We start from the raw sequence: 23202 nt of genomic DNA, 5'->3' as shown, positions 1-23202 counted from the left end.
GACTTCGTACGCAGGCAAAACTATCAGTAACCCGATAGTTCTGCAACGACCGTTACAAGAAGATGATGGCAGAAGGCAAGTTCCAAAATTCACATTGAGTCAAGCTGCTAAATTGAAAAAACCCCGTTACTGACATTCCAGTAACGGGTTCTATGTTAACTAACTTGATTAATACGCCGTTTTAACTCAGCCTCTAATTGTTCTGGAGTGCTGACCACTACCCCCGGTTTCGCTCTCATGATGCTGAGGTAATGCTGAAATGCCTCCTCATCCTGGGGGTTTAATATCACATATTGTCTTAATTCTTGCTCATTAAGAGTTAAATAGTCTCTCATCGGATAATGTTCTCCCCATTACTAAGGATTTCTATTTGGATGGTTTCGCCTATCAAAATAACGATTCGGCTTGTCCTCCGATCAAATCTAACCAATGCTATATCTCTAAGCAAATTACTAGCCCGAACGCAAAAGTCAAAGAATGCTTTAAGTTGTTCGATGGTCGGTTCCATAACTCTTACCATTGAATAAAATTAAATCGGTTCATTCGTGACAAGTTAGGATAACATTGCTTTTGTCAATTATAAATTCTGCTGAAAAGTGAAGAGAGAATAAAGTATCAAATTAAGCTTAGTACTTAGCTTAAGCAGAAAAGTGAATGATGAGTGCAAAGATTAAGCGATCACGCTCTCTAAAAACGATATTTTTTCCACTATTGGGTGTTCATTCTTTCCTGAAATATCTAAATGAAGGTGATGGATAAAGGATGCTTTCCCCGATTGCTCCCTAAAACAAGAACGCGATCGCTAATTCAACTTATGTCTAACCGCGATCTCACCCCCTTGACTAAAAGAGCGATGCCTCCCCACACTAGGAAAGCGATCGCTCTCTCAAGTGGATCAATATTCATTTTGAGGTGCTTTTCTCGCTAATTCCATATCTTTTGCTCCATGCCCAATTAATCCAACGGCTCCATAATAACTCTTAAACCTTTACTAGAGAGTGTTTTGAGCATTTCTTTAGCGTTATATTCACTACTGAATACTCCTGCTTGCATAACTCTTTGACCTTGCCAAACTGTGGGAAACGCACCAGGAGCAAGGAATCTTACTAAATCTCGATCCTTATCAGTTGCAAGTGGCACTACTACGCGATAACGTATACCAAATTGTCTTGTAGAGCGAGTACCACTATCGGGAATACTTGCAGAACTTGTTTGCAGATTGCGAGTATTAACAATGGGGATATTGCGATCAGGAAGTGGTAAAAGTTCTGAAGCACCTGGGGCAGCAGTTTCTAGTATTGGTAATGGCTGCTGTGTTTGCTCCCTCATACTTGGAACTGGTGGCTGTGCAACTGAATTGGATGGGGACTCAGGGGCAGTAAACTCAATGGTATTAGGATCGATCCGCACATAATTTAACTGTGGTGTCTCAGGCGGCTGTACTGGAGTGGAAGTTGTAACTCTTGAAGTGTTAGTTGATACTTGTCTACCTGACAAGCTGCTAGGAGTAGGAAATCCGACGACTTTAGAAGTGGGTGGTTGTTGATTGGATATAGGCAGAGAAAGCGGTACATTATTGGCTGGCACTAATGGCAGCAGTTGACTGTTTAATTGCCCAGAAACAGGATTATTTGCTGAAATGCTGTTGCTGGTTTGCCCACTATTAGTTTCAGAGATTTCGGGAGCCGAGAAGGTGATTTCTCCACTTGGTGGTATTTGTCGTAATACGCTATTGGCAGCGGGTTGAGAATTTTCAGTTACTAGTGCTGTTGTACCGTTAATATCTACTTTGCCAGTGATGCGATCGCTCACAAGGTTGTTACCAGCAGCAGAAATCATTTGTTTAGCAGCGCTGGCGTTAATGTCGTAGCGGGCATTATTTTGAAATTGATTACCCCCAGGTTCGGATGTACTACCCAAATCTGGCATTGCTTGAGCGATCGCAACTAAACCATCTTCTTTATTATCTTGAATAGAATTATTCCGCAAAATCGGGCGGGCATTTGCTTGTACGACAATTCCCGATCTATTGCTCTGAATTTGATTACCTATAAGTATAGGAGCGGCGTTTTGGGCAATATTAATCCCAAAACCCGTTTGGTAAAAGACATTTTCCTTCACTTGGGGACTAGAGTTACCAGCAATTGTGATGCCATTGGCTCCGTTGCGATCAAAGTAATTCTTGCTAATGGTGGGTGCAGCATTACCATTGACAGAAATGCCATCTTGGGTGCTGCCAGTAAATGTATTTTCTGCGACTACCGGATTGCTAGATTCAATCCATAAACCGTAACCACGACGATTAGAGTTTGTCACCGTTACCCCAGTCAGCAAGACTTGGTTGGCTCCAACAATTGTGACATTTTGACCGCCAAAGCTCCGACTCAAGTAATCACCGCCTCCCTGAATGATAATGTCTTTACCTTGATTACTGGGGTTGCCTTGAATTGAAATACCTGGTTTCAGTATTAAGGGAAATTCCTCTCCTGTCTCGGCGCTATAAGTGCCAGTGGAAAGCATAATTACAGTATTGGCCTTAGTTAATCGCAACGCTTGGGTAATCGTCTTTACAGGAGCAGATTCGCTGCCATTGCCTGCCTTGTCATCTCCAACACCAGGATTGACAAATAGCACATTAGTCTGAGAAGGTGCTGAATTTGGTGTCGATGGAATCTGAGCGATGCCTTCTCCTGTCGGAGACGCTCCGCGAACGGCGAGCTTCGCTGACGCACTATCCAGGCTTATACCCAGGAACGCTATACTTGCCGCCCCCATACCTATAGTAAAAGATAATACTGAAAAACTAAAAAATAAAAGCCTTGCTGATTTCAGAAACTTCAGCTTTGCAAATAGAACATCTACTCTACTGTACTCAGGAAACACACAAGGGAGAATCATATTTAACACGACTCCTTATAAGTAATCATAAATTCTTATACTCTTAAAGAGTATTATGTCGATAATATTACTCATATATTGACCGATTGGCGATATTTAATACATAGTAATAAATGATATTAGACATCTCCAGAAATTAATTGTGCGTTGCTCAAAATCCTTGGTAGGGATAATTCATGAATTGTGCCTACATCAATTTCACTCCCATATCTAAATAGATATAAAAGCTAAATTAAATATGCGTTATCCAAAACCCTTGTAGAGACGTAACACTGCTAGTCTCTACATACTTAGGACTTACGCAAAATTATGAAAAAACGAACCGCAAAGGACACAAAGGACACGTTCGCGTAGCGTCTCGCAGAGAAGTAAAGAGGGTTTCACAGAGTTCTTGCGTAAGTCCTGATACTTTTTCACTAATATATCTATTGTAGATTTTCTGGTGTATTCCCTTTTGCCAATCCTTGTCAGCTTGTCGTCTACCATAAAATACTTGACTAAGCTTAGTGCGAAACTGTAGCCTCAAACTACCCTTATCACTGTCTATAGGAACATGGGATAATTTAGCGTAACCCTCGCTACTGCGTTATTTTACGTAAATTCCGCAAAAATTAGTAAAAAAAAGCAAATTAATTAACTTATGGTTACTAAGACTTATGATAATTCACACTTCGATGAAAGCACTAATGGGGTTGTTGTGATGGTCGAGCCATACAGCCAAAAAGAGCAAATACAGCAAGTTGTTTACCGCATTTTAGATGCCAATTTAGACCGCGCTCGTGAGGGCTTGCGAATTATTGAGGAATGGTGTCGGTTTGGGTTGAATAATGCCCAGTTGGCTCTTGAATGCAAGCGGCTACGACAAGAGGTAGCCAAGTGGCATACCCCAGAATTACGGGCGGCGCGAGACACACCAGGCGATCTTGGGACTGAGTTAACTCATCCTCAAGAAGAACAACGAGCTAGTATAAAATCAGTTTTGCAAGCTAATTTTTGCCGGATAGAAGAAGCATTACGGGTGTTGGAAGAATACAGCAAGCTAACCCTGCCAAATATGGCTAAAGCTTGTAAGCAGATGCGTTATCAGGTTTATACCCTAGAAAGTAGTTTAATGGGTCATCAGCGCCATCAATTGTTGTGGCGATCGCATTTGTACCTTGTTACTTCCCCTAGTGAAAATTTGTTGAACGCTGTCGAAGCTGCACTCAAAGGAGGATTAACGCTATTACAATACCGCGACAAAACCGCCGATGATTCTTTGCGTCTGGAACAAGCTAGAAAACTCCGCCAATTATGCCACATCTACGGTGCTTTGTTTATTGTTAATGATCGCGTGGATGTAGCTTTAGCTGTCGATGCTGATGGGGTGCATCTGGGACAACAAGATATGCCCATTGCTGTTGCTCGGCAATTACTGGGTTCGCAACGTCTGATAGGACTTTCTACCACAAATAAAGAAGAAATGCAAGCGGCAATTGCTGAAGGTGTAGATTACATTGGCGTCGGGCCAGTTTATGAAACTCCCACGAAACTAGGTAAGGTAGCAACAGGTTTAGAATATGTCAGCTATGTTGCCAAAAACTGCTCAATTCCCTGGTTTGCCATTGGAGGAATAGATGCAAATAATATTAATGATGTGATCGATGCGGGAGCCAAACGTGTAGCAGTGGTGCGATCGCTTATGCAAGCCGAACAGCCTACGCTAGTAACACAATATTTGCTCTCCCAACTCAATCGCATTAAACCAGAACTTTAAAAGAGTCATTTGTCATTTGTCCAAAGTGAGTAACCAATACCCAATTTCCCATTCCCAATTTTCCACATTTATGTCTAGCGAGATTACGATTCAGGTAAATGGGGAAACCCATAGCTGTTCGTTTCAAATTTCTTTACCCGACTTACTCCAACAGTTAGGTTTTAACCCCCGCTTGGTAGCTGTAGAATATAATGGCGAAATTTTACACCGCCAGTTTTGGACAGAAACAAAAGTGCAACCAGGCGATCGCTTAGAAGTGGTAACTATTGTTGGTGGTGGTTAGTTGATTTGAGCCAGCAAGCCCAAATCCTTGAGGCTACGTCGTGTAATCTCAATGCGGGCGGGTGCATCTTCCGATTTTTGCATATCAAGGGTTGTCGCGAAAAAGTAGACGTTTTTGTTTTGCTCTAAATAACCCACAAACCAACCAACGTTTGGTTTGGTACTCGTTAACCATCCCGTCTTTCCTCGGAGTGTGTAGTCTGGAGTTTGTTCGCGTACCATAATGTCTTTGACAAGATTTATTGTCCGTTGCGAGAAAGGCAAATCGCCTTGATATAACCGTTGCAAAAACTTAATTTGCTCTTTGGGTGTAATTTGCAAAGGCTGTTGTAACCAAAAACGATCAATGTCTGTGACAGTACCAATTTGACGGTTCCCGTAGCCTACTTTATTAATAAATTGCTGCATCCGTTCATATCCAGCCCTACGTGCCAATACTTGATAGAACCAAACAGTTGAATCCTTAAAGGCTTGACGCAAATTTGTATCATGATTCCAGGCATCAATCTCTCGGTGAATTCCATCCCAAGTGAAAACTGCCACATCATCAAGAACTACACCTATTTCTAATGCCACTAGCGCGTTAAAAATTTTGAATGTTGAAGCTGGAGCAATTGCAGTTGCATTACGTTGAGGATTGTGTTCATAGATGCGGTTGTTTTTTGAGTCGTAAATCAAGATAGAGCCTTCACGCCCAAATTCTTGAAAGTGTCGCCCCAAATTTGGCGCTTTAACAGCGGGACGTTCAGATGAAGTTGAAGCAGGTTGAGCCACAACATACATTGCCCCAAAAGTAATCACACTAACTACAGCAAGACATCCAATGACTGTAAACACAAAAGATTGCATTCGGCGCTTTGCGTAATGCCAAAGGAATTGCTTTATATTAAACCCGATATTTTTCATTGCACACTTAATCACATCACAAGCGTGATTTTACACTGCAATGTTGCTCATTTGTGAAGCAATTGGTTAGAGGTTATGTATCACGAATTATTTAGGATTGCTGTAGATTACTGGAATTAGATTCTGGTGATTTCTCAATGTGCATTCATTTCACAAAATTGCGTTTTCCCCCTCTGATTTATAAAGTGATCGATGAAGAGTTCTACGCTTAGCTAATTCTTTACCTTTACGACCGAGTTGCTCGCGTAATTGCTGGTCTTTACATAACCGATTGAAAGCTTGAAACACTTCATAACCAGAATTGGGATTAACTAGTATTCCATTTTCTTCATGCTGAACTGTGTCTAGGACACCGCCTAAACGAGGAGCAATTATGGGCTTACCGAAGTAACTTGCTTCTAAATAAGCCATACCAAAACCTTCCATATTATTAGGTTTAGTATCCGATAAAGTCAGCATGGCAAATATGTCACAAGCTGCATAATAACCTGCTAATTCGCGCTCTGGTACATATCCGGCAAAGTGGACGCGCTTATCTACTCGCAAACGATGCGCCAGAGATTTCAGTTCAGATTCACTTGGACCTTGACCGCAGAGTATATAGTGGACATCAACTCCAAAAGTTAGCAGTATTGGGATATTATCAATAACTCGGTCGAAACATTTATGTTTTACTAGCCTGTCGATGGAGAGAATAACTATTGCTGTTTTGGGAATGTTGTACGTTTGACGCACGCGAACCCGTAAATCATCAAGGCTACTGGGACTGGCTACATTATTACCAAATTTTTCTGGTCTGATTACTGGGTTAATGACGTGGGTAGGAGTATTTAATCGGAAAGCAGTTCTGAGATGGTCTCTTGTATAAGAACTGTTACAAACAATACCTTCGGCGCGTTTTAGTGTTAATTTAAATAGCGATCGCAGCACGGGATTGTGTAAAGTACAGAGAAGATCGTTGCCGTGCAGATAGATAAAAAAGCGAATAGGTAACAAATAGCTCAATAGCAACAGTGAAGGAAAATCATAGCCGTGGCCCCACTCTATGTAACGATAGTGATAGCGAAAATAGAGTTTAATCGCTAGGACAAATGAGCAGACAATATTGACCAAAGGCTTCAGAATATTTCCCACATAGCCACTACGCCAATATTTAGGATAATACCAGCGATACACAGGAAACTGTTGACTCTGATCAAATACTCGATCTTCTGAGGAGCTAGCTGCCAGCACAATTATTCGTTCTGGATCTTGCAGACAACGATTGTAGATATATTCCCCAATTACAGCTTCTTTCGGCAGAAAGATCCGGGATATGACTAGGATATCTGGGTATACAGCTTTGTCTCTGATTTCGGCTGTTAGTTGAGAAATATGTTCCATAATAAAGTTGATGACTATATTTCAGATAGTTTTTAATATTTACAATTAGGATTACTTTCAATACCATCATTATTATTTTATTTCTTTTAAAACGAATTTGGTAGACAAATTTGAAGCCGATTTTACAAAATTAGTCAGGAAGATTGTTTTTTTATTATGTTGATTTTATTTCTATTGCAAATTTCTCATTACTCAATAATTTATGTGCATAATGAACAATAAATAAAAGCTAGCGCTTGTAACGAAATTGCCCAGTGAACAACTGTTGCGAAAATTATTAAATTTAGCTACGTTCAATAGAATATCCTAAACACCTGAACTTTTGTGCCAAAATGCTTAAAATTTTTATAATTTTTTAGCAGCAATATAGTGTCTGTATGGTATGACTGACAAGCACAGACACCTTTTTATGATTTTACATATGCGTAATTTAAAGCTTACGAACTGCTTCTAGTGTCGTAAGTACTCAGTACTTAAGTTTATTGGTGAAGACTGGGTTTGTCCAACTTGCTACAAGTGCATCAACCATAATTAAATTAAAGTTTCAGTTACCCTGAATTTTAAGTTAGTGAAGTACACAACGATTCGTCTCAAGTCCAGGTAATGCAGCCTGTTTTACTCCTGAATTCTGCTGTAATCTCCTTTACTTAACATGAGAGCGATCGCAATGGTAGGGATAAAGCCATTCACACTTGAAGAGTCCACGGGTATGTTTTTCAAAAAATGTTCCTGCATGGCGTCCAGGTGATATGTCGATCCCAGCTTTCGTTTTAATCTCATATAGCCAGGGAAAGGCTACTACTAAAATAGCTATAACAGTGAAGAAGTAAAAAAGCCTAGTTCTAATATTGAGAAATATTAGGAAATTGCTATTTTTATTTTGAGGCATAGAAATGAGAGAAAAACTAATAGCTCATCCCATCGTAACCTAAAGCTGAAAATATCGCCAAAAACGCGGATCGATATTATCTGTTTTCTGCTGATTACAGGTAAAACAGAGAGTTTGGAGATTGCTAATATCATTTTGACCGCCATGAGCCAAGGGAATGATATGATCGATGCTGAGGTTAGTTTCTACACTAGTTTTACCGCAGCTTCGGCATTGATATTGGTCGCGTTGAAAAACATATTTTTTGACCGAAAACGCTTTTGTATACAAACCCCTGAATTTATTTATGGGGATCATTAATTTTGAATTTTGAATTTTGAATTCGGAGCATTCGCGTAGTGTCTCGTAGAGAAGCGATGTGACTTTTGGCGGGATACGAATGCGGGGAGTTTTGCTCACTTATTTTCTAATTACTAAGAAATTCTTCCAAACTGGGTACGTCTACCCAACTTGCTTTTTGATACGATTCATGAGATAAATCCATCAACAGCTGAGAATAAATTCCTTCGCGTAGTGATGGTGTAATTTCTTGATTGCGGTCAATTCCTTGCACCCATTGTTCTACTACACGGATAAATGCCGAAATGCGACCATCAGCATAATTTTGGGGAAAAATTAATCGATTTGGTATTTCTATTTCTGTTAGAGATTTACCTGGCAGGGAACCCCAAACACGAAAACCATGTATATAATCTTTTTGATTTTCACTACCCACTATTAATGTACCGCGATCGCCATATACTTCTACCCAATGGGTTCTTGCTGCATGAACAACCGCACTGATAGAAAGTTGGCAAGGTATACCATTGGCTAATTCCAGGGCTAATATACAGTTGTCATCTGTATTCACTGCTTTAGATTCCCCACTAATAGGGTCAACTCGTGTAGGAATAGCAGTACTCAGATAGGCGTTTAATCTACGCACTGGCCCGAATAACCAGTGAATATAATCAAAGGCGTGAGAACCCAAAGATCCCAATGCACCGCCTCCTTTCTCTTTATCAGAATACCAATTCCAAGGGCGTGAAACATCAGCACGAGAAGAACCTAACCAATCAATTTTAATTAGGCGTAACTTACCTACATAGTTTTCTGACAATAACTCTGCAAACAATTGCCATGCTGGTACAAAGCGAAATTCAAAGTCTACAGTTGCAATAACGCTTTTTGCTTTAGCTAACTGATAAAGTTCTTTCGCTTCAATTGCATTTAAAGTTGTCGGTTTTTCTAGTAATAAATGTTTTCCAGCTTGCAATACGGTTTTTGCCATTTCATAGTGCAAAAAGGGCGGTGTCGAAATGCTGACGGCTTGCACTTCTGGTAATGCCACAATATCTGCAAGTGAGTCGTAAGCGTGACGAATATTATGGGATTCTGCTATGGCTTTGGCTTTATTTATATCTCGGTGATAAACAGCAACTACCTCAGTGCGAGGATGTGCTTGGAATCCGGGTATGTGGACTTTTTGACCAAATCCAGTGCCTGCAATCGCAACTCCAATCATCTAATTCTTATCTCCATATTTATGCGACTTCTTCTTTGTTTAATATTCTTTGATAAATCATATCTAATATGTAGTTATATCAAACTTGTTAGACAAATATTTTTCTTCCTGCTTGGCGGTTGCTATTGACTTTATAACATCTAGCGATCGCTCTTTGGAATCTAGTATACTATCAGATAGTATTATCGTAAAACTCTAATTGTAAAGGGGTAACGATAATGCTCACCATTGTAAGCTTTCATAGCGGCAAAAGTCACTACAAAAGATTGTAGTATCAGTTTGAATACAATTAATGATATAAGTATAATTAATAAGTTGTCTAAAGTATTTTTTATTTCATTAATTGAACCATTAGTAGTGACTGCCAAACTAAAGCTAGTTAATACTAAAATTAAGGATATTGTTATAACAATAAAAGTGTAAAAAGTTAAAGTCATTTGAAAATTTAATGATTCCTTACCTTGGAAATCAATCCAGGGATATTGAGATTTTTTAAAGCGCCAAATTACAAGTGGAGGTAAAATATTTAAAGGTAAGTATAAAGGAATGCCAATAAATACCAAAAAACACAATAATATCCATCCTACCAAAGCTGATAAATGACACAACATCGCCCATATACGCATTTGTTGTTTAGGTTTTTCTTTCATGGCTTTTTAATGTGTAGGTGTATTTACGAGATAATTCTCCATTGTAATTATCTATAAAAAAGCCAAACAAGAGTTTAAAATCCGAGTATTTTTCGGTCAGAATTTACGAGAAGAGGTTCTATTTCCCAGACTATGACTTCTTCTAGCAGTAGCACAACTTCTACGTCAAGTTGTTTGACGGCAGTTATAGTTATATCATGTCCGCTTGATTACTTATTAAACCCGAAGAACCCACCTCGCCAAAGCTACGCTTTGTTTCCCTTCCCCGATACTTTGGGAGGGTTGGGAGGGGTGTAGTGACTGTTGTAATTACCGATGCCTTTAGCTTGCCTTAGTTATTATTCGCATCAACATTGCAATATTCTTCATCAACATTGTAATATTTCTCATCAAGATTACAATCTTCTTCATTAAGATTGCAATATTATTCATCAAGATTGCAATATTCCTTATTAAGATTGTAACGTTATTCATAAATATTGAAATGTTCTTCATCAATATTGAAATGTTCCTCATCAATATTGCAATATTCCTCATCAACATTAGAGCAATTGCAAAGAAAAATAGGTAAAAACTGAAAATTAAGAGAAATTACTCAGATTGGTTTGGATTTTTTAAAAAATATAATTATTCCCTAATTTCACTGAACCAAAAAATAGCTTTAGTAAGGCAAAGTAGTTTTAGAAATCTCTCTAATGAATATATTGATGTCTCGTAAAAAACGTACATCCCGTGTTCTTGAAAAAGCTGAGTTAAGATCCGCTGGACTAAAAGCAATTGATTCAAATATGAGTTTTGGTGATGATTGCGATTTGCAAAACTTGAGTCAAGCAATTGAGCAGTTAAGAACTATGCTTGATGGTTATAACACTGCTTTAACTGTAATTGATGCTTCCAAAACTAAAATTGATGCGATGGAAAAAACCCTAAGTAATCTTACAGACAAGATGGTAAGAGGGGTTGCTTTTAAATATGGCAAAGATAGCAGCGAATATGAAATGGCGGGTGGGGTTCGCGATAGCGAACGAATTCGCAAAAGCAGATTAAGCCGCCTGAAAGCTTCTGCTGGAGAAGCATCAGATCAAAATCCTAAAACTACCTAATACAGCCCGGATAAAAGCATAAGACAGAGCCAAAGCAATCTTCTTGCAAGGGATGTAGGGAACGAGCAAAGGCTATTTTGCTAATTAAAATTATTTTCTCAACTACTGCAATTGTTTATGGTAAAGCATAATATATTGCAATTTTTTATATTTACTAATGCTTTGTGATAAATAACAATTATATACAGCTATTATCATGCATCGTCATGCACATTAGATCATGCATTTTGTAGTCCTGCCTAATATTTTGCAATGCTGAGAGTCTTACAGGATAGTATTTTCAAGCATTTTGCTTGTCTAAATACTAATTAGAGTTTATAGTGATACGGTGTTTTCCGTTTCTTGTCTCGGCAGATTCATAACATGATTTATTCTGGCAAATTACAAAAGTATTTTGCGGGCATTTCTTTGTCTGTAATTTTAGTAGGTGACTTAGTTGTCACACAAAAAACTGCTCCAGTTTTAGCCGAAACCATAAATACATCGATCGGTGATGCTGTGACATTCAGTTGCAATGATACTGAAGCGGTGATCGCAGCTAAAAATGGCCCCAAAGTAATTAATGGAACAGCAAGAATTTACATTGGTTATCAGCAACTCTCAAATAACAAAAACCCTGTAACTATCCGCTTCAATAATGGGATAAAAGCATGGTGTCGTAATGATTATGAGACAACAAATGACGATGGTACAGGTTACGGATTGTATTGGAATGGAAGTGATGTTTTATATGGTATTTACTCTTCCACAGGCAGTCAGACAGGTAATGATTTTCGCCGCTTTGCCAGTGGTCGGTGGTTGCCTAGCTATGGTAGTGGAGGCGGGCCAAAAGCCGCAGTTATAGCCCGGATTAATCCAGCTAATGGGCAGGTTGATTATGCCACATTTTTATCTTCTAAAAAGCCAGATAATGGACAAAGTAACTCTTTACTTGTCCAGTCTCTATCATGGAATGGCGCAAATTTGACTGTGAAAGCAATGTCATGGTGGAATCCCCGTAATACCTATACAAATTCCATGAATTGCTCTGGTTCATCACCTTATCAATACACAGCTGCATTTACAGGTGATTTAAGAACTATGACCTCAGTTTCAGCCAGTACTTGTAGGTAAAAAAGAAAAATTCAGCTATTAAATTGAGGAAACATATTGTTTCCAGTTGTTTAAGAATTAACAACAACCTTAGCAAATCGAATTCACAACCTTAAATCCCCAACTTATTGGGGAAGTTGGTTTTCTTGTTGTTCGCAAATGATTTAAAATTGGCTTTGTAGAGACAGTGATTCATCGCGTCTGTTGCCTTAACCGAACAGTATTGGGATTGCTATAGCTAAAATATCATCTCTTTAGCAGCTAATTACCCAGAAATGATATGAGCTAATAGAAAATAAAGCTTTTTTAAACCCGCCCGCGCGGGTTTTGTCTGTGTAGACGCAGTTTTTAACAGTCGATTTGACTTCCGATTCCTAACTCTGGAATTTTACTGTATCTGCCCCTAATTGTTTCCATTTGGACGCTGAATAATTGTCTCCAACACTCGCCGCTTGGCTTTAGGATCGATACCTACTAAGCGCACATACTCACCGCTATATTCTGTTAAAGTTGCCTCCAAATTTGAGATGGCATCAGTCTCAGCATCAATGTGGCTGTTAACACAACTTTGCCAATAACCTGTGCGAAAACGGCGCTCATCTACGTGTTCAACACTAATTTTGTAACCTTGAGACAATAATTGCCGAATCTGTTCTTGTGTCTCTAAAGTTAAATGTGCACTTGATGCTTGCTGTTTCTGGAATTGATTAGTTTTTACTTCTTGGGTTGCGCCATTTGACGGCTGACTAATTGGTGTTACAACAGCAGGTGGTGCAGATTGAGAATTTCTACCTCGATTTAGTCGATTGTAATCATCAACCAAATGGGAATTTTCCACCCGTTTTTGTTCGCCAACCAGGAAATTACCAGACTCGATTAAGTGAGACAGCCTGAAATCTGGCTTTTGAAATTCTGGCGGCCCTTTAACGCTGTTAACCACACTCAAGGATATCTGCTCAAAACCTACTTTATGAATGTAGTTGCGGATTTGTTCGTCATAAATGTGCGATCGCAAAGCGCTAAAAAAGTCAATAGACTGATTGACAAAAGTATCAACTAGCTGTTCAACTTCCTTCTGTGACAGTCCATCCTCTTCAAAAATCCCCTTGACAATTCCCACTTTGTCATCTCTATCTGGTTGCCAGTAGAATTTCTCCATCCGTCCATCTCGAATTAACGGTGCATAGAGGGTGGAAAAATCATTACCTGTGACAATAATCGGCACACGATGTAAAGGTGTGGAATCATAGCTTCCCGGCAATTGCACATCTGTGGGATTATCAGCAATATTCATCAGTGTGGCATTCACCAACTGCGTGTTTACAGTATATTGAGTCCCTTCATCAAAGCGTCCAGCACCGGCATCTAAATCGTTAATCATCAGTACACACATTTTGCCGCGTACTTTGATCAGTTCTGCTGTTTCCCGATAGCGCAACCGAATTAACCGCGCTGGATCTCCGGCATCAGGACTTTCCAATTCGCCACCAGATATGTGAGTGACTTCAATACCCATTTTCTCGAAGACTAATTGACATTGAAATGTTTTGCCTTCTCCTTTGCGTCCATGAATACCCAATATCACGGGAACTCGCACGCCAGGAAGCTTCAGGAAATTTTTGGTGATGTGGACAGCAAGTTTGTCCAAAAAGCGGGGAGCGATATAGTAACCCATGAGTTTATGTGATGAAAAATTAACACTTCTAAGGTTAATGTTAAGTTTTTTTGGGGATAGTGATCGCTTTTCTTTCAGACAAGCTTGTGCTTGTTCATTTGTTGGGTTGATTAGTCTGTTGCCAAAGTTGAACACGCTCCCAAGCATGAACTCGTGAAAACTGCTTTTATTTAATAGTGCCAAAGATTTGATTACAATATCAAATAACTTTGATAAGCCATTAGAATAATTCCAAGATTACTGAGATTAGCCTATTTTTAAAATACAGCGTGTTTGAAAACACGTCTTAGAGGATGTTTGAAAAGTCATGATTGATATATAAGATATTTTTTTCCCCCTCCCTAACCCTCTCCTTTACAAGGGGAAGGAACCGAATTTTTCTTGTTTCCCCCCCTTTACAAGGGGGGACTAAGGAAGGTAATCACAGCCAATCACTTTTCAAACAACCTCTTAGTATTGCATATCGCTACATTTAATAGAAATCGTTTATATCTCCTACGTCTAATTACCCGAAACTTCTTTTAAAGCAGACAACGCCTCTTCTGTTAATGTATTTGGGTTGTTAGGATCGTTAGTCAATATAATACCGCGCTTTTCAAGAGCAGCAATAATCTCAGGGCTTAGTCGTGAAACAGGAGGCGTTGCGCCACCCCATACACTTTTCAATACCTCATCATCTGTTACTTCCTCAATAAACATAACTAGAGCTTGATTGAAATCGACATTATTTTTAATTTTGTTTTTAGTCATAAATTACGTTTCAATTAACCTATTGTTAACTAATCATTGAATACATACTTAATGTATCACCTGGAAAAATGAGAAATCAAGGTTTTATACAAAATATCCTAGTTTGATGACTAATTTTCCTACTTTTTTAATTAATACAACTAGGCAAAGGCTAAGGACGCGATCGCACTTCTTGGCAGTGTGCCAGTTGGAAAATGTTAAGCCCACCGTTGATGGTGGCTTTTCGCGTGACAGCAAAATTGATTATAAAAAACCTTGAGAGTATAGTCTCAAGGTTACAATTGGCTCAATACTTTATTTCACTTATTGTGGTTTAACATGACTTTTTATTTAATTTTACTTCTGTAACGCTGATGGATACTTATAAAATGGAAATTAAAAATTTAACTATGGAAATACAACCGATACAAGTAATTGGAGGTGGACTAGCTGGCACAGAAGCAGCTTGGCAAATAGCGCAAGCTGGAGTGCCGGTAATTCTGCATGAAATGCGTCCAAAGCGATTTAGTCCTGCTCATCATACAGAACATTTAGCAGAATTAGTGTGTAGTAATTCCTTTGGGGCAATGGCAAGCGATCGCGCGGCGGGATTATTGCACGAAGAGTTACGCCAACTCGGTTCTATCGTCATCTCAAAAGCTGATGAACACGCCGTTCCGGCTGGTGGGGCGCTAGCCGTAGACAGAGGACAATTTGGCCAAGATTTAACCGAAACTTTAGCGAGTCATCCTTTAGTTGAATTCCGCCGGGGTGAAGTGTCTGCAATTCCCGAAGGGATTGTGGTTTTGGCAACTGGGCCTTTAACCAGTCCCGATTTAGCAGAAGATTTGCGCCGCTTTACGGGGATGGAATACCTCAGCTTTTTTGATGCAGCTAGTCCAATAATCGTGGGAGAATCGATTAATCGTGATATTGCTTTTATGGCATCACGTTATGACAAAGGTGAAGCCGCTTATCTCAACTGCCCAATGAATAAAGAGCAGTACTTGCACTTTCAAAAAGAACTTTGTAAAGCTGAACAAACAGAACTCAAAGGTTTTGAACGGGAAACGGCAAAATTTTTTGAAGCCTGTTTACCCATAGAAGAACTAGCACAGCGCGGGGAAGATACCATGCGCTACGGCCCCCTAAAGCCAGTGGGACTGTCAGATACTCGCACAGGGGAACGCCCTTATGCTGTGGTGCAGTTACGACAAGAAGATAAAGCTGGTCAATTGTGGAACATGGTAGGATTTCAAACTAATCTGCGTTGGGGCGAGCAAAAGCGAATCTTTCAGTTAATTCCCAGTTTGGAAAAGGCGGAGTTTGTCAGGCTGGGAGTAATGCACCGCAACACTTTTATTAATGCTCCCCAGTTAATGCATCCTACCTTGCAATTTAAAGAGCGTCCGACATTGTTAGCCGCTGGACAATTGATTGGTACTGAAGGTTATACCGCAGCAGCTGCGGGTGGTTGCTTGGCGGGAATTAATGCAGCGCGATTAGCCTTGGGTAAAGAAGCTTTGGTTTTACCACCAACAACAATGATCGGTGCGTTATTAGAATTTATTAGTTCCGCTTCGCCGAAGCATTTCCAACCAATGCCGCCTAACTTTGGGATTTTTCCCGATTTAGGAATGAAAATCAAAAGTAAACCAGAGCGTTATGGACGTTACCGCGATCGCTCTTTAGCTGATTTGGCAAATTGGAAAGCTAATCAATAATTAATGGGCATGGAGCATTGGGCATGGGGCATTGAAAAAGAAGAGGCAGGAGGCAGGAGGCAGAAGTTCTTTAATTTTGAATTTTGAATTTTGAATTGATTTGTTCCCCCTGCCTTAAAAGCCTCCCCTGCTTTTTAATAATGTCTTGGTGTGGGTGAATTAGATTTTGGGAATAATCCTCATAGTGTTTGAAAGTATTATTTTGGTTAGGTTCGCACTATGAGAGGGCGATTTCTAGAAAAAAAGCAGATTTGTTGCTGTTTATCTATTGCATTTTGCTGCATTTTGTGGATTTGTTTGGCATTAATTCCAGCCCACGCAACGTCCACAGAGTCTATTGATACTTTGCGACAACAGCAGCAACAAATGAACCAGCAGCGTCAGAATGTGGTTAATGATCATGATCGCTTAACTAATCTTCAACAAGAGGCTCAAAAACACCTCACTGGTTTAAAGCAAAATCTGCAAACTACAGATAGTTATCTTCTAGAGAGCGAATCACGATTAAAACTCGCTACTCAACGCCTCCAGCAGTTAGAAGCTGATTTAGATGTGGCAGAACGTTCATATCAGGAGCGGCAAATCGCAACAGTAGCACGATTGCGTTACCTCCAGCGATCGCCTGCTTTTGCTGGATGGGCGGTTTTGCTCGAAAGTGAAAATATCAGCGACTTTTTCAGCCGTCGTCATCAGTTGAAGTTAGTGTTTCAGGCAGACCAGAAAATTTTGGTAAAACTCAATACCCAAGCAAACTCAATCGATAAACAAAAAACGGAAGTAGAACAGCAAAAAAACGAAATTGGCTTAATTCGTGAGCAACTGTTGGCACAAAAAGCTGATTATCAAATTCAGGCGCAATCACAATCAGAATTGATTCAACGCCTGAATAGCGATCGCCTAGCCTTAGAAGCAGCGCAAAATCAGCTAGAAAGAGAATCGAAAAATCTGGAAGTCTTGATTCAACAGAAGGTAGCAGAAGCCCAAGCAAAAACCAACAGCCGAACAAGTATCATCATTCGGGGAACTGGTATAATGGCATATCCTAGCGATGCTCCTACTAGCAGTCCCTTCGGCTGGCGGATACACCCTATTCTTGGCTATCGTCGCTTTCACGCCGGGTTAGATTTTGCCGCCAGCTATGGTAGTAAAATTCGGGCAGCCGATTCCGGAACAGTAATTTTTGCGGGGTGGTATGGTGGTTATGGCAGAGCGGTAATTATCGATCACGGTAATGGCATGACTACACTCTACGGGCATACCAGCGAGTTGTATGTTTCTGAGGGACAAGCAGTTGAACGCGGACAAGTGATCGCTGCTGTCGGTTCCACAGGTTTCTCAACTGGCCCCCATCTCCACTTTGAAGTTCGTCGGAATGGTACACCTGTAGACCCAGCTAATTATCTTTAAAGCTGCGAATTTGATCACAGACGTGCTATAATATCAAAGAATGAGGGCGCGTGGCTCAGTGGATAGAGCAACAGATTCCGGTTCTGTGGGTCGGGGGTTCAAATCCCTCCGCGCTCGTTTTGTACATTAACTTATTATTTGTGACCATTAACAGTATTGATGTCACATCTATATACTGCCATAGCTTTATTGGCGTTGCAAAATAGAAATATGAATTAGAGCGAACGCTATCTGAATCTTTTGATTTTTTAGTTTTTTTAGCAGACTATCACAAGCGATCGCTCGAACTTGTAGAGTTTGAATTAGAACAAGCGATGCCTACAAGCCGCTTTGCGTCTACGCCCAAATCAAAGCAGGTCAATCTGTAATTCCAGTATGGTTGGATACCATACACGAGCGTATAGCCAGCAAGTAGAAAGATTAGACTTCAGCAATTTGGAAGTCTGTTGGAGTGTATCTCAACAAGAGATATACTGGCAAAGCATTAGTGTCGCAATCTCAGCATCTACTATGGGCAAACTCACGCTGCCGCAACTAGAACGTCATCTTTTTTCTGCTGCGGATATTCTGCGGGGGAAGATGGACGCTTCGGAGTTCAAAGAATACATCTTCGGGATGCTTTTTTTAAAACGCGCCTCGGATGTATTTGAGCAACAGTATGAGCAGATTTTGCAACAGAATTTGCAAAGGGGACGTACACCAGAAGAAGCAAAAATGAGGGCGGAAAGCCCCATTAGTTACAAAGAAACTTTTTTTGTACCTGAAAAAGCGCGGTGGGCATATATTCGTGATCAGCTACATAAAAACGTAGCTGATGGATTAAATAAAGCATTGGCAGCACTTGAAGAGAGTAACCAAGCATTGGCGGGTGTGCTAGGACATATTGACTTCAACCGTCAAGTTGGTAGAAGTCGAATTCCTGATGTCAAGTTGCGCGAACTGATTAAACACTTCAATAAATATCGTTTGCGAAATGAAGACTTTGTATTTCCTGATTTGCTGGGTGCTGCTTACGAGTACCTGATTAAAGAGTTTGCAGATTCAGCTGGAAAAAAAGGGGGCGAGTTTTATACCCCGCGTGAAGTAGTGCAATTGATGGTGCGTCTGTTAAAACCCCAACCTGGAATGTCAGTTTACGATCCCTGTTGTGGTTCTGGGGGAATGTTAATTCAGTCGAAGCAATATGTAGAAGAATGCGGTCGTGATGCCAGAAATTTAGCATTATACGGTCAGGATAATAACGGCGGCGTATGGGCAATTTGCAAAATTAATATGCTGCTGCACGGCATTCGAGATGCAGATATACATAATGACGATACCCTATTTAATCCCTTGCATATTGCTGACGGTGAACTAATCCGCTTTGACAGAGTAATCAGTAATCCGCCTTTTTCTCAAAACTATAGCCGCGAGGGAATGCAATTTTCTGGACGCTTTACGCATGGTTATTGTCCTGAGACGGGTAAAAAAGCAGATTTGATGTTTGCCCAGCACATGTTAGCTGTTCTCAAAACTGATGGGATGATGGCGACGGTAATGCCGCATGGGGTACTGTTTCGCGGCGGAGAAGAAAAGAAAATCCGGGAGAGTTTTATTAAATACGATCAATTAGAGGCGGTGATTGGCTTACCACCCAATTTGTTTTATGGCACAGGTATCCCCGCCTGTATTTTGGTGATGTGTCCACAAGGGGCGAAACCTGTTGAACGCCAGGGAAAAGTTTTGTTTATTAATGCCGATGCTGAATATTATGCAGGTCGCGCTCAAAATTATTTGCGTCTTGAACATATTGAAAAGATTTCCTGGGTGTTTGAGAATTTTCTGTCTTTATCTGGATATTCAGCAGTAGTAACTAAAGAAGAATTAAAAGATAACGATTATAACTGCAATATCCGCCGCTATGCTGACAACGCGCCACCGCCAGAACCGCACGATGTACGGGCGCATTTGTTGGGGGGAATTCCTAAAGTAGAGGTAGAGGCTAAATCTTCTCTATTAGCAGCGCATGGATTTGATGCAACTAGGATTTTTGTGGAGCGCAATTAATTATGACTGCTTTAACCTTACAATTACCTCCTAATCTGCAATTTAGTGATGAGGAATTTGCACAAGTTGTAGCTGTGAATAAAGAATTACGACTAGAGCTAAGTGCTGAAGGGGAATTAATTATCATGTCACCCACTGGGGGAGAAACAGGAAACCGTAATTTTGATTTATTAGGTCAGATATGGTTTTGGAGCAATCAAAATAATTTGGGAAAAGCTTTTGATTCTTCCACTGGGTTTAAACTGCCAAATGGTGCAACTCGTTCACCTGATGCTTCTTGGGTAAGGATAGAAAGATGGGATGCTCTTACCCCAGAACAAAGAAAGAAATTTCTCCCTTTGTGTCCTGATTTTGCAGTGGAATTAGTTTCTGAAACTGATGATGTGGAAGATACTAAAGCTAAGATGCAGGAATACTTAGCAAATGGCTTACAACTAGGTTGGTTAATTAATCCTAAAGCTAAACAAGTAATCATTTATCGCTCCAATCAAGCACCGGAAGTTTTACAATCTCCCACAAGTTTATCGGGTGAAGATGTTCTCCCTGGTTTTGTTTTAAATTTACAGCAGATTTTTGCATAGATGACTGATTATCTTGATTTTATTTCTACAATCACAGAACGTTCTCAAATTAAAAGTTTTATAGAATCTGATGCTGGTGTGCAGCAGCAAGAAGGCAAACTTTATAGTGTATTTGCTGCTTGGTGGCAAATACACTCTACGAGTTTGGGTGACTTGCCGAAAACTAAAAAGGTGATGGAACTCCGCGCTGAGTTTTTTAGTTCTTTTGTGGATAGTTTGCAACCTGTGGGATTACTTGACCGTTTTAAAGTGGCGGGTGTGGTTGCTAGTTAGTGGAATGAACAGAGGTATGAACTGAGAACTTTATCAGAGTCAGATTTTGGTGGTTTAGTTGATAGTTGGGTAGATACAATTAAAGATGCTTTAGAACAAGATGATGACGAGAAGAAAAAGCAGGCAAAATTTGACCCTCTAAATCATAAATTGGTTGGGCGGTTGATGCCGGATTATTTACAAGACATTGCTGAGGCTGAGGCGAAGATTGCGGAATTAGAACAGCAAAAGTCAGCTTTTGAGCAGGGAGAAGAAGCTGAGGCAAATATTGAAGAAGCTGAAGAATCAGAAGCGGTTAATATTGTCAAGGATTTAGAGACAAAGCTGAAGTATTTAAAAAATTTGATTAAAGAGCCGAAGAAGGAATTCAAGATTTTAAAGAAGACACCTTTATTTAATAAGGATAAAATTGCTGAACTTGAGGCTTTTATTGAAGAGAATGAAGCAGAAATTGCCAAAATAGAAGCCCAACTAGAACCCTACAAGGAAATTGTTAAACAGTTGAAGGAAGGAAAGGCAGAATTAAAGACATTAAAGAATGAATTGGTGAAGCGTTTGTCATCTGCGCGGGCTGCGTTGACTGATGAAGATTGTCAGGAGTTAGTCTTAGCGATTTTCAAAGATGGGTTAATTGCTGAATTAGAGCGATATGTTACCGCGCATCGTCAGCAGGTGATTGCGGCGGTAGAGAATTGGTGGGATAAATATCGGGTGACGTTGCAGGATATTGAGACGGAACGGGATGCGGCGGCGAAGAAGTTGAATGAGTTTTTGCAGGGTTTAGGGTATGTTTAAGTCGTGTCACTATAAAGGTAGGCTTGAAAATTGGGCAAATTATTTTGTATGGAAAACTTAGTTATTCTTGACGATGTAGCAATACCATCTGAACTATTAGCAGCGACTGATAAAGCTATCCAACAAGGGAAAGCTAAAAGTCGTAATGATTTTATTGCTAAGGCTTTGCGTCGGGAACTAAAAGCGCTCAAGCGGGCAGAAATTGATGCACAATTAGCAGAAATGGTAAATGATGCGGATTACCAAAAGGACGTGTTGCAAATGGAAGTTGAATTTGCAACTGCTGAGTGGGAAGCTTTTGAGTTAGCGGAATCTCAAGAATGAAACGGGGCGAAGTATATGATGCACGTTTAGAACCAACTGAAGGTTTTGAACAGGGGGGAATTCGTCCGGTAATTATTGTTAGTCGTAATGTAATTAATGCTAGCAGTCCCGTAGTTTTAGCAGTACCCTGTACGACATATCGCACGACAAAGCGAGTTTTTCCAACGCAGGTGTTAATTCAAGCACCAGATGGAGGTTTAGAGAGAAATTCTATTGCTATGGCGGATCAAGTGCGGGTATTATCGAAATCTCGTTTGTTGCGTCTGCGGGGAACTATTTCAGATGCAGTAATTGCACAACTCAATGAGGCTTTGTTGATTGCGTTGGATTTACCGGGACAATTTGATGATGAGGATACTCAAGAACTGGATGGATAAATATTAGATGATGTTGCATAATATTGAGAGTCGCTTTAAAGAACAGTTAACAATTAATGCGCCGATGATGATTATTGTTGAGGCGAAAAATGAAAATATTAAAGGTGGTTTAGGGCAATGTGCGGCTGTTATGTTGGCAGCACAGTTGTTTAATCAGCAGCAAGGAAATGAGATTAAAACTATTTACGGGGCGGTGACTACTGGGGAGATTTGAAAGTTTTGAAGTTGGAAGGGACGGATGTGTTTATTGATTTGAATAATTATTACATTAAGGAGATAAATAAGATTTTGGGCATTTTGTCTCAGGGTGTGCAGGGTTATGCGTGAGGTTTTGGTTAAGAATGAAAAGTTTAAGGATTCGCCTGTTGGGAAGATTCCGCAGGATTGGGAAGTAGTAGAGTTAAAAACTTTATGTAATAGACTTGTCGCTAAATAAGAGCAAAAAATGATGAAATAGAATTCTCACTTTCACTCATCAATTTATGCAGCTATCAAGTAGAAATTCCACAGGTCAGCAGCAGTCAGCATAAAGCGATCATCCAAATTATGAATGCGATTTCTATCTATTGCCGTAGAAGCTTTGTATCTCTTAATACCTGAGATTGTGTGTTCAAATTTAACGCGAACGCTACTTTTTTCTCGATTGGATTGTTTTTGTTCTTGAGTTAGTTGTTTGCCTCTGGGCTTTTTGTCTGGAATGCGGATATTGACAAATTAGACTTGTCGCTAAATAAGAGCAAAAAATGATGAAATAGAATTCTCACTTTCACTCATCAATTTATGCAGCTATCAAGTAGAAATTCCACAG

24 protein-coding genes, 1 tRNA gene and 1 pseudogene are annotated in these 23202 nt (G+C 39.9%); 14 read left to right on the top strand and 12 right to left on the bottom strand.

The window, feature by feature from the left end; genetic code table 11:
- Positions 1-155: 155 nt before the first annotated feature.
- The 3 genes from V7K56_RS34790 to V7K56_RS34785 all read right to left on the bottom strand — a co-directional run bounded on the left by V7K56_RS34790 (position 156) and on the right by V7K56_RS34785 (position 2898).
- Positions 156-335 (bottom strand): DUF6887 family protein, encoded by a 180-nt coding sequence (locus V7K56_RS34790; protein ID WP_334918357.1) that lies wholly within the window; start codon positions 333-335, stop codon positions 156-158.
- Positions 332-508, bottom strand: coding sequence for a DUF6888 family protein (locus tag V7K56_RS37395; protein ID WP_442940370.1), 177 nt, complete (start codon positions 506-508; stop codon positions 332-334). Before V7K56_RS37395 ends, V7K56_RS34790 begins: the two co-directional genes overlap by 4 nt.
- 446 nt (positions 509-954) lie before the next feature.
- Positions 955-2898 (bottom strand): DUF1565 domain-containing protein, encoded by a 1944-nt coding sequence (locus V7K56_RS34785; RefSeq protein ID WP_334918355.1) that lies wholly within the window; start codon positions 2896-2898, stop codon positions 955-957.
- A gap of 640 nt (positions 2899-3538) precedes the next feature.
- Between V7K56_RS34785 and V7K56_RS34780 the strand changes: the two genes are divergently transcribed.
- Together V7K56_RS34780 and thiS are read left to right on the top strand one after the other, a co-directional pair.
- Positions 3539-4654, top strand: coding sequence for a thiamine phosphate synthase (locus V7K56_RS34780; protein WP_334918353.1), 1116 nt, complete (start codon positions 3539-3541; stop codon positions 4652-4654).
- A gap of 70 nt (positions 4655-4724) precedes the next feature.
- Positions 4725-4937: a sulfur carrier protein ThiS gene (thiS, locus tag V7K56_RS34775; protein ID WP_334918351.1), complete on the top strand. Its 213-nt coding sequence runs from the start codon at positions 4725-4727 to the stop codon at positions 4935-4937.
- Here the strand turns inward: thiS and blaOXA are convergent.
- From blaOXA to V7K56_RS34745, 6 genes are all read right to left on the bottom strand, one after another.
- The gene (gene blaOXA / locus V7K56_RS34770; RefSeq protein WP_334918349.1) at positions 4934-5785 is read right to left on the bottom strand and encodes a class D beta-lactamase; all 852 of its coding nucleotides are present in this window, start codon (positions 5783-5785) and stop codon (positions 4934-4936) included. The genes thiS and blaOXA overlap by 4 nt on opposite strands.
- A gap of 207 nt (positions 5786-5992) precedes the next feature.
- Positions 5993-7225, bottom strand: a complete 1233-nt coding sequence (locus V7K56_RS34765) for a glycosyltransferase family 4 protein (protein ID WP_334918347.1) — start codon at positions 7223-7225, stop codon at positions 5993-5995.
- Positions 7226-7868: 643 nt separating this feature from the next.
- Positions 7869-8114: a hypothetical protein gene (locus tag V7K56_RS34760; protein WP_334918345.1), complete on the bottom strand. Its 246-nt coding sequence runs from the start codon at positions 8112-8114 to the stop codon at positions 7869-7871.
- 39 nt (positions 8115-8153) lie between these two features.
- Positions 8154-8411 carry an HNH endonuclease gene (locus V7K56_RS34755; protein ID WP_334918400.1) on the bottom strand — a complete coding sequence of 86 codons (258 nt, stop codon included), beginning with the start codon at positions 8409-8411 and terminating at the stop codon, positions 8154-8156.
- A gap of 109 nt (positions 8412-8520) precedes the next feature.
- A complete protein-coding gene (locus V7K56_RS34750; protein WP_334918342.1) occupies positions 8521-9618 on the bottom strand; it encodes a Gfo/Idh/MocA family protein in 1098 nt (365 codons plus the stop codon).
- A 182-nt stretch (positions 9619-9800) separates the two neighbouring features.
- Complete coding sequence (locus V7K56_RS34745; protein WP_334918340.1) at positions 9801-10268, bottom strand: DUF4870 domain-containing protein; 468 nt, start codon at positions 10266-10268, stop codon at positions 9801-9803.
- 707 nt (positions 10269-10975) lie between these two features.
- Here V7K56_RS34745 and V7K56_RS34740 point away from each other — a divergent pair.
- Together V7K56_RS34740 and V7K56_RS34735 are read left to right on the top strand one after the other, a co-directional pair.
- Complete coding sequence (locus V7K56_RS34740; protein ID WP_334918338.1) at positions 10976-11371, top strand: hypothetical protein; 396 nt, start codon at positions 10976-10978, stop codon at positions 11369-11371.
- Between the two features lie 363 nt (positions 11372-11734).
- Positions 11735-12484 (top strand): hypothetical protein, encoded by a 750-nt coding sequence (locus V7K56_RS34735; protein ID WP_334918336.1) that lies wholly within the window; start codon positions 11735-11737, stop codon positions 12482-12484.
- A 382-nt stretch (positions 12485-12866) separates the two neighbouring features.
- On the opposite strand, the gene V7K56_RS34730 is transcribed toward V7K56_RS34735, so the two are convergent.
- The gene (locus tag V7K56_RS34730) at positions 12867-14138 is read right to left on the bottom strand and encodes a ribulose bisphosphate carboxylase small subunit (protein WP_334918398.1); all 1272 of its coding nucleotides are present in this window, start codon (positions 14136-14138) and stop codon (positions 12867-12869) included.
- A 501-nt stretch (positions 14139-14639) separates the two neighbouring features.
- Positions 14640-14888, bottom strand: a complete 249-nt coding sequence (locus V7K56_RS34725) for a hypothetical protein (protein WP_334918334.1) — start codon at positions 14886-14888, stop codon at positions 14640-14642.
- A gap of 389 nt (positions 14889-15277) precedes the next feature.
- On the opposite strand from V7K56_RS34725, the gene trmFO reads away from it, so the two are divergent.
- The 10 genes and pseudogenes from trmFO to V7K56_RS34675 all read left to right on the top strand — a co-directional run.
- Entirely contained in the window at positions 15278-16591 is a 1314-nt protein-coding gene (gene trmFO, locus V7K56_RS34720; protein WP_334918396.1) for an FADH(2)-oxidizing methylenetetrahydrofolate--tRNA-(uracil(54)-C(5))-methyltransferase TrmFO, read from the top strand.
- A 219-nt stretch (positions 16592-16810) separates the two neighbouring features.
- On the top strand, positions 16811-17998 hold the full coding sequence (locus V7K56_RS34715) for a murein hydrolase activator EnvC family protein (RefSeq protein WP_334918332.1): 1188 nt from the start codon (positions 16811-16813) through the stop codon (positions 17996-17998).
- A gap of 44 nt (positions 17999-18042) precedes the next feature.
- Positions 18043-18115 (top strand) — tRNA-Arg (locus tag V7K56_RS34710).
- 258 nt (positions 18116-18373) lie between these two features.
- A complete protein-coding gene (locus tag V7K56_RS34705; RefSeq protein WP_334918330.1) occupies positions 18374-20044 on the top strand; it encodes a type I restriction-modification system subunit M in 1671 nt (556 codons plus the stop codon).
- A gap of 2 nt (positions 20045-20046) precedes the next feature.
- A complete protein-coding gene (locus V7K56_RS34700) occupies positions 20047-20625 on the top strand; it encodes a Uma2 family endonuclease (RefSeq protein ID WP_334918328.1) in 579 nt (192 codons plus the stop codon).
- A complete protein-coding gene (locus V7K56_RS34695) occupies positions 20626-20898 on the top strand; it encodes a hypothetical protein (protein WP_334918326.1) in 273 nt (90 codons plus the stop codon).
- A 165-nt stretch (positions 20899-21063) separates the two neighbouring features.
- On the top strand, positions 21064-21693 hold the full coding sequence (locus V7K56_RS34690; RefSeq protein WP_334918324.1) for a hypothetical protein: 630 nt from the start codon (positions 21064-21066) through the stop codon (positions 21691-21693).
- Positions 21694-21741: 48 nt separating this feature from the next.
- Entirely contained in the window at positions 21742-22017 is a 276-nt protein-coding gene (locus tag V7K56_RS34685; RefSeq protein WP_334918322.1) for a ribbon-helix-helix domain-containing protein, read from the top strand.
- A complete protein-coding gene (locus tag V7K56_RS34680) occupies positions 22014-22394 on the top strand; it encodes a type II toxin-antitoxin system PemK/MazF family toxin (protein WP_334918320.1) in 381 nt (126 codons plus the stop codon). Before V7K56_RS34685 ends, V7K56_RS34680 begins: the two co-directional genes overlap by 4 nt.
- A 28-nt stretch (positions 22395-22422) precedes the next feature.
- A pseudogene (locus tag V7K56_RS34675) lies at positions 22423-22721 on the top strand (hypothetical protein); the annotation flags it as partial.
- A gap of 153 nt (positions 22722-22874) precedes the next feature.
- On the opposite strand, the gene V7K56_RS37390 reads toward V7K56_RS34675, so the two are convergent.
- Positions 22875-23093, bottom strand: a complete 219-nt coding sequence (locus tag V7K56_RS37390) for a transposase family protein (protein ID WP_442940372.1) — start codon at positions 23091-23093, stop codon at positions 22875-22877.
- Positions 23094-23202: the final 109 nt, after the last annotated feature.

This window comes from Nostoc sp., assembly GCF_036917535.1.
Classification (GTDB): Bacteria; Cyanobacteriota; Cyanobacteriia; order Cyanobacteriales; family Nostocaceae; genus Nostoc.
The sequence above is the reverse complement of the archived record's forward strand: the minus strand, read 5'-3'. Positions and strand labels throughout refer to the sequence as shown.

Excerpts from the sequence above, each read along its gene's own strand:
- V7K56_RS34790 (WP_334918357.1), bottom strand. The coding sequence starts at position 335 with ATGAGAGACTATTTAACTCTTAATGAGCAAGAATTAAGACAATATGTG.
- V7K56_RS37395 (WP_442940370.1), bottom strand. The coding sequence starts at position 508 with ATGGAACCGACCATCGAACAACTTAAAGCATTCTTTGACTTTTGCGTT.
- V7K56_RS34785 (WP_334918355.1), bottom strand. The coding sequence starts at position 2,898 with ATGATTCTCCCTTGTGTGTTTCCTGAGTACAGTAGAGTAGATGTTCTA.
- V7K56_RS34780 (WP_334918353.1), top strand. The coding sequence starts at position 3,539 with ATGGTTACTAAGACTTATGATAATTCACACTTCGATGAAAGCACTAAT.
- thiS (WP_334918351.1), top strand. The coding sequence starts at position 4,725 with ATGTCTAGCGAGATTACGATTCAGGTAAATGGGGAAACCCATAGCTGT.
- blaOXA (WP_334918349.1), bottom strand. The coding sequence starts at position 5,785 with ATGCAATCTTTTGTGTTTACAGTCATTGGATGTCTTGCTGTAGTTAGT.
- V7K56_RS34765 (WP_334918347.1), bottom strand. The coding sequence starts at position 7,225 with ATGGAACATATTTCTCAACTAACAGCCGAAATCAGAGACAAAGCTGTA.
- V7K56_RS34760 (WP_334918345.1), bottom strand. The coding sequence starts at position 8,114 with ATGCCTCAAAATAAAAATAGCAATTTCCTAATATTTCTCAATATTAGA.
- V7K56_RS34755 (WP_334918400.1), bottom strand. The coding sequence starts at position 8,411 with ATGATCCCCATAAATAAATTCAGGGGTTTGTATACAAAAGCGTTTTCG.
- V7K56_RS34750 (WP_334918342.1), bottom strand. The coding sequence starts at position 9,618 with ATGATTGGAGTTGCGATTGCAGGCACTGGATTTGGTCAAAAAGTCCAC.
- V7K56_RS34745 (WP_334918340.1), bottom strand. The coding sequence starts at position 10,268 with ATGAAAGAAAAACCTAAACAACAAATGCGTATATGGGCGATGTTGTGT.
- V7K56_RS34740 (WP_334918338.1), top strand. The coding sequence starts at position 10,976 with ATGTCTCGTAAAAAACGTACATCCCGTGTTCTTGAAAAAGCTGAGTTA.
- V7K56_RS34735 (WP_334918336.1), top strand. The coding sequence starts at position 11,735 with ATGATTTATTCTGGCAAATTACAAAAGTATTTTGCGGGCATTTCTTTG.
- V7K56_RS34730 (WP_334918398.1), bottom strand. The coding sequence starts at position 14,138 with ATGGGTTACTATATCGCTCCCCGCTTTTTGGACAAACTTGCTGTCCAC.
- V7K56_RS34725 (WP_334918334.1), bottom strand. The coding sequence starts at position 14,888 with ATGACTAAAAACAAAATTAAAAATAATGTCGATTTCAATCAAGCTCTA.
- trmFO (WP_334918396.1), top strand. The coding sequence starts at position 15,278 with ATGGAAATACAACCGATACAAGTAATTGGAGGTGGACTAGCTGGCACA.
- V7K56_RS34715 (WP_334918332.1), top strand. The coding sequence starts at position 16,811 with ATGAGAGGGCGATTTCTAGAAAAAAAGCAGATTTGTTGCTGTTTATCT.
- V7K56_RS34705 (WP_334918330.1), top strand. The coding sequence starts at position 18,374 with ATGGTTGGATACCATACACGAGCGTATAGCCAGCAAGTAGAAAGATTA.
- V7K56_RS34700 (WP_334918328.1), top strand. The coding sequence starts at position 20,047 with ATGACTGCTTTAACCTTACAATTACCTCCTAATCTGCAATTTAGTGAT.
- V7K56_RS34695 (WP_334918326.1), top strand. The coding sequence starts at position 20,626 with ATGACTGATTATCTTGATTTTATTTCTACAATCACAGAACGTTCTCAA.
- V7K56_RS34690 (WP_334918324.1), top strand. The coding sequence starts at position 21,064 with ATGCCGGATTATTTACAAGACATTGCTGAGGCTGAGGCGAAGATTGCG.
- V7K56_RS34685 (WP_334918322.1), top strand. The coding sequence starts at position 21,742 with ATGGAAAACTTAGTTATTCTTGACGATGTAGCAATACCATCTGAACTA.
- V7K56_RS34680 (WP_334918320.1), top strand. The coding sequence starts at position 22,014 with ATGAAACGGGGCGAAGTATATGATGCACGTTTAGAACCAACTGAAGGT.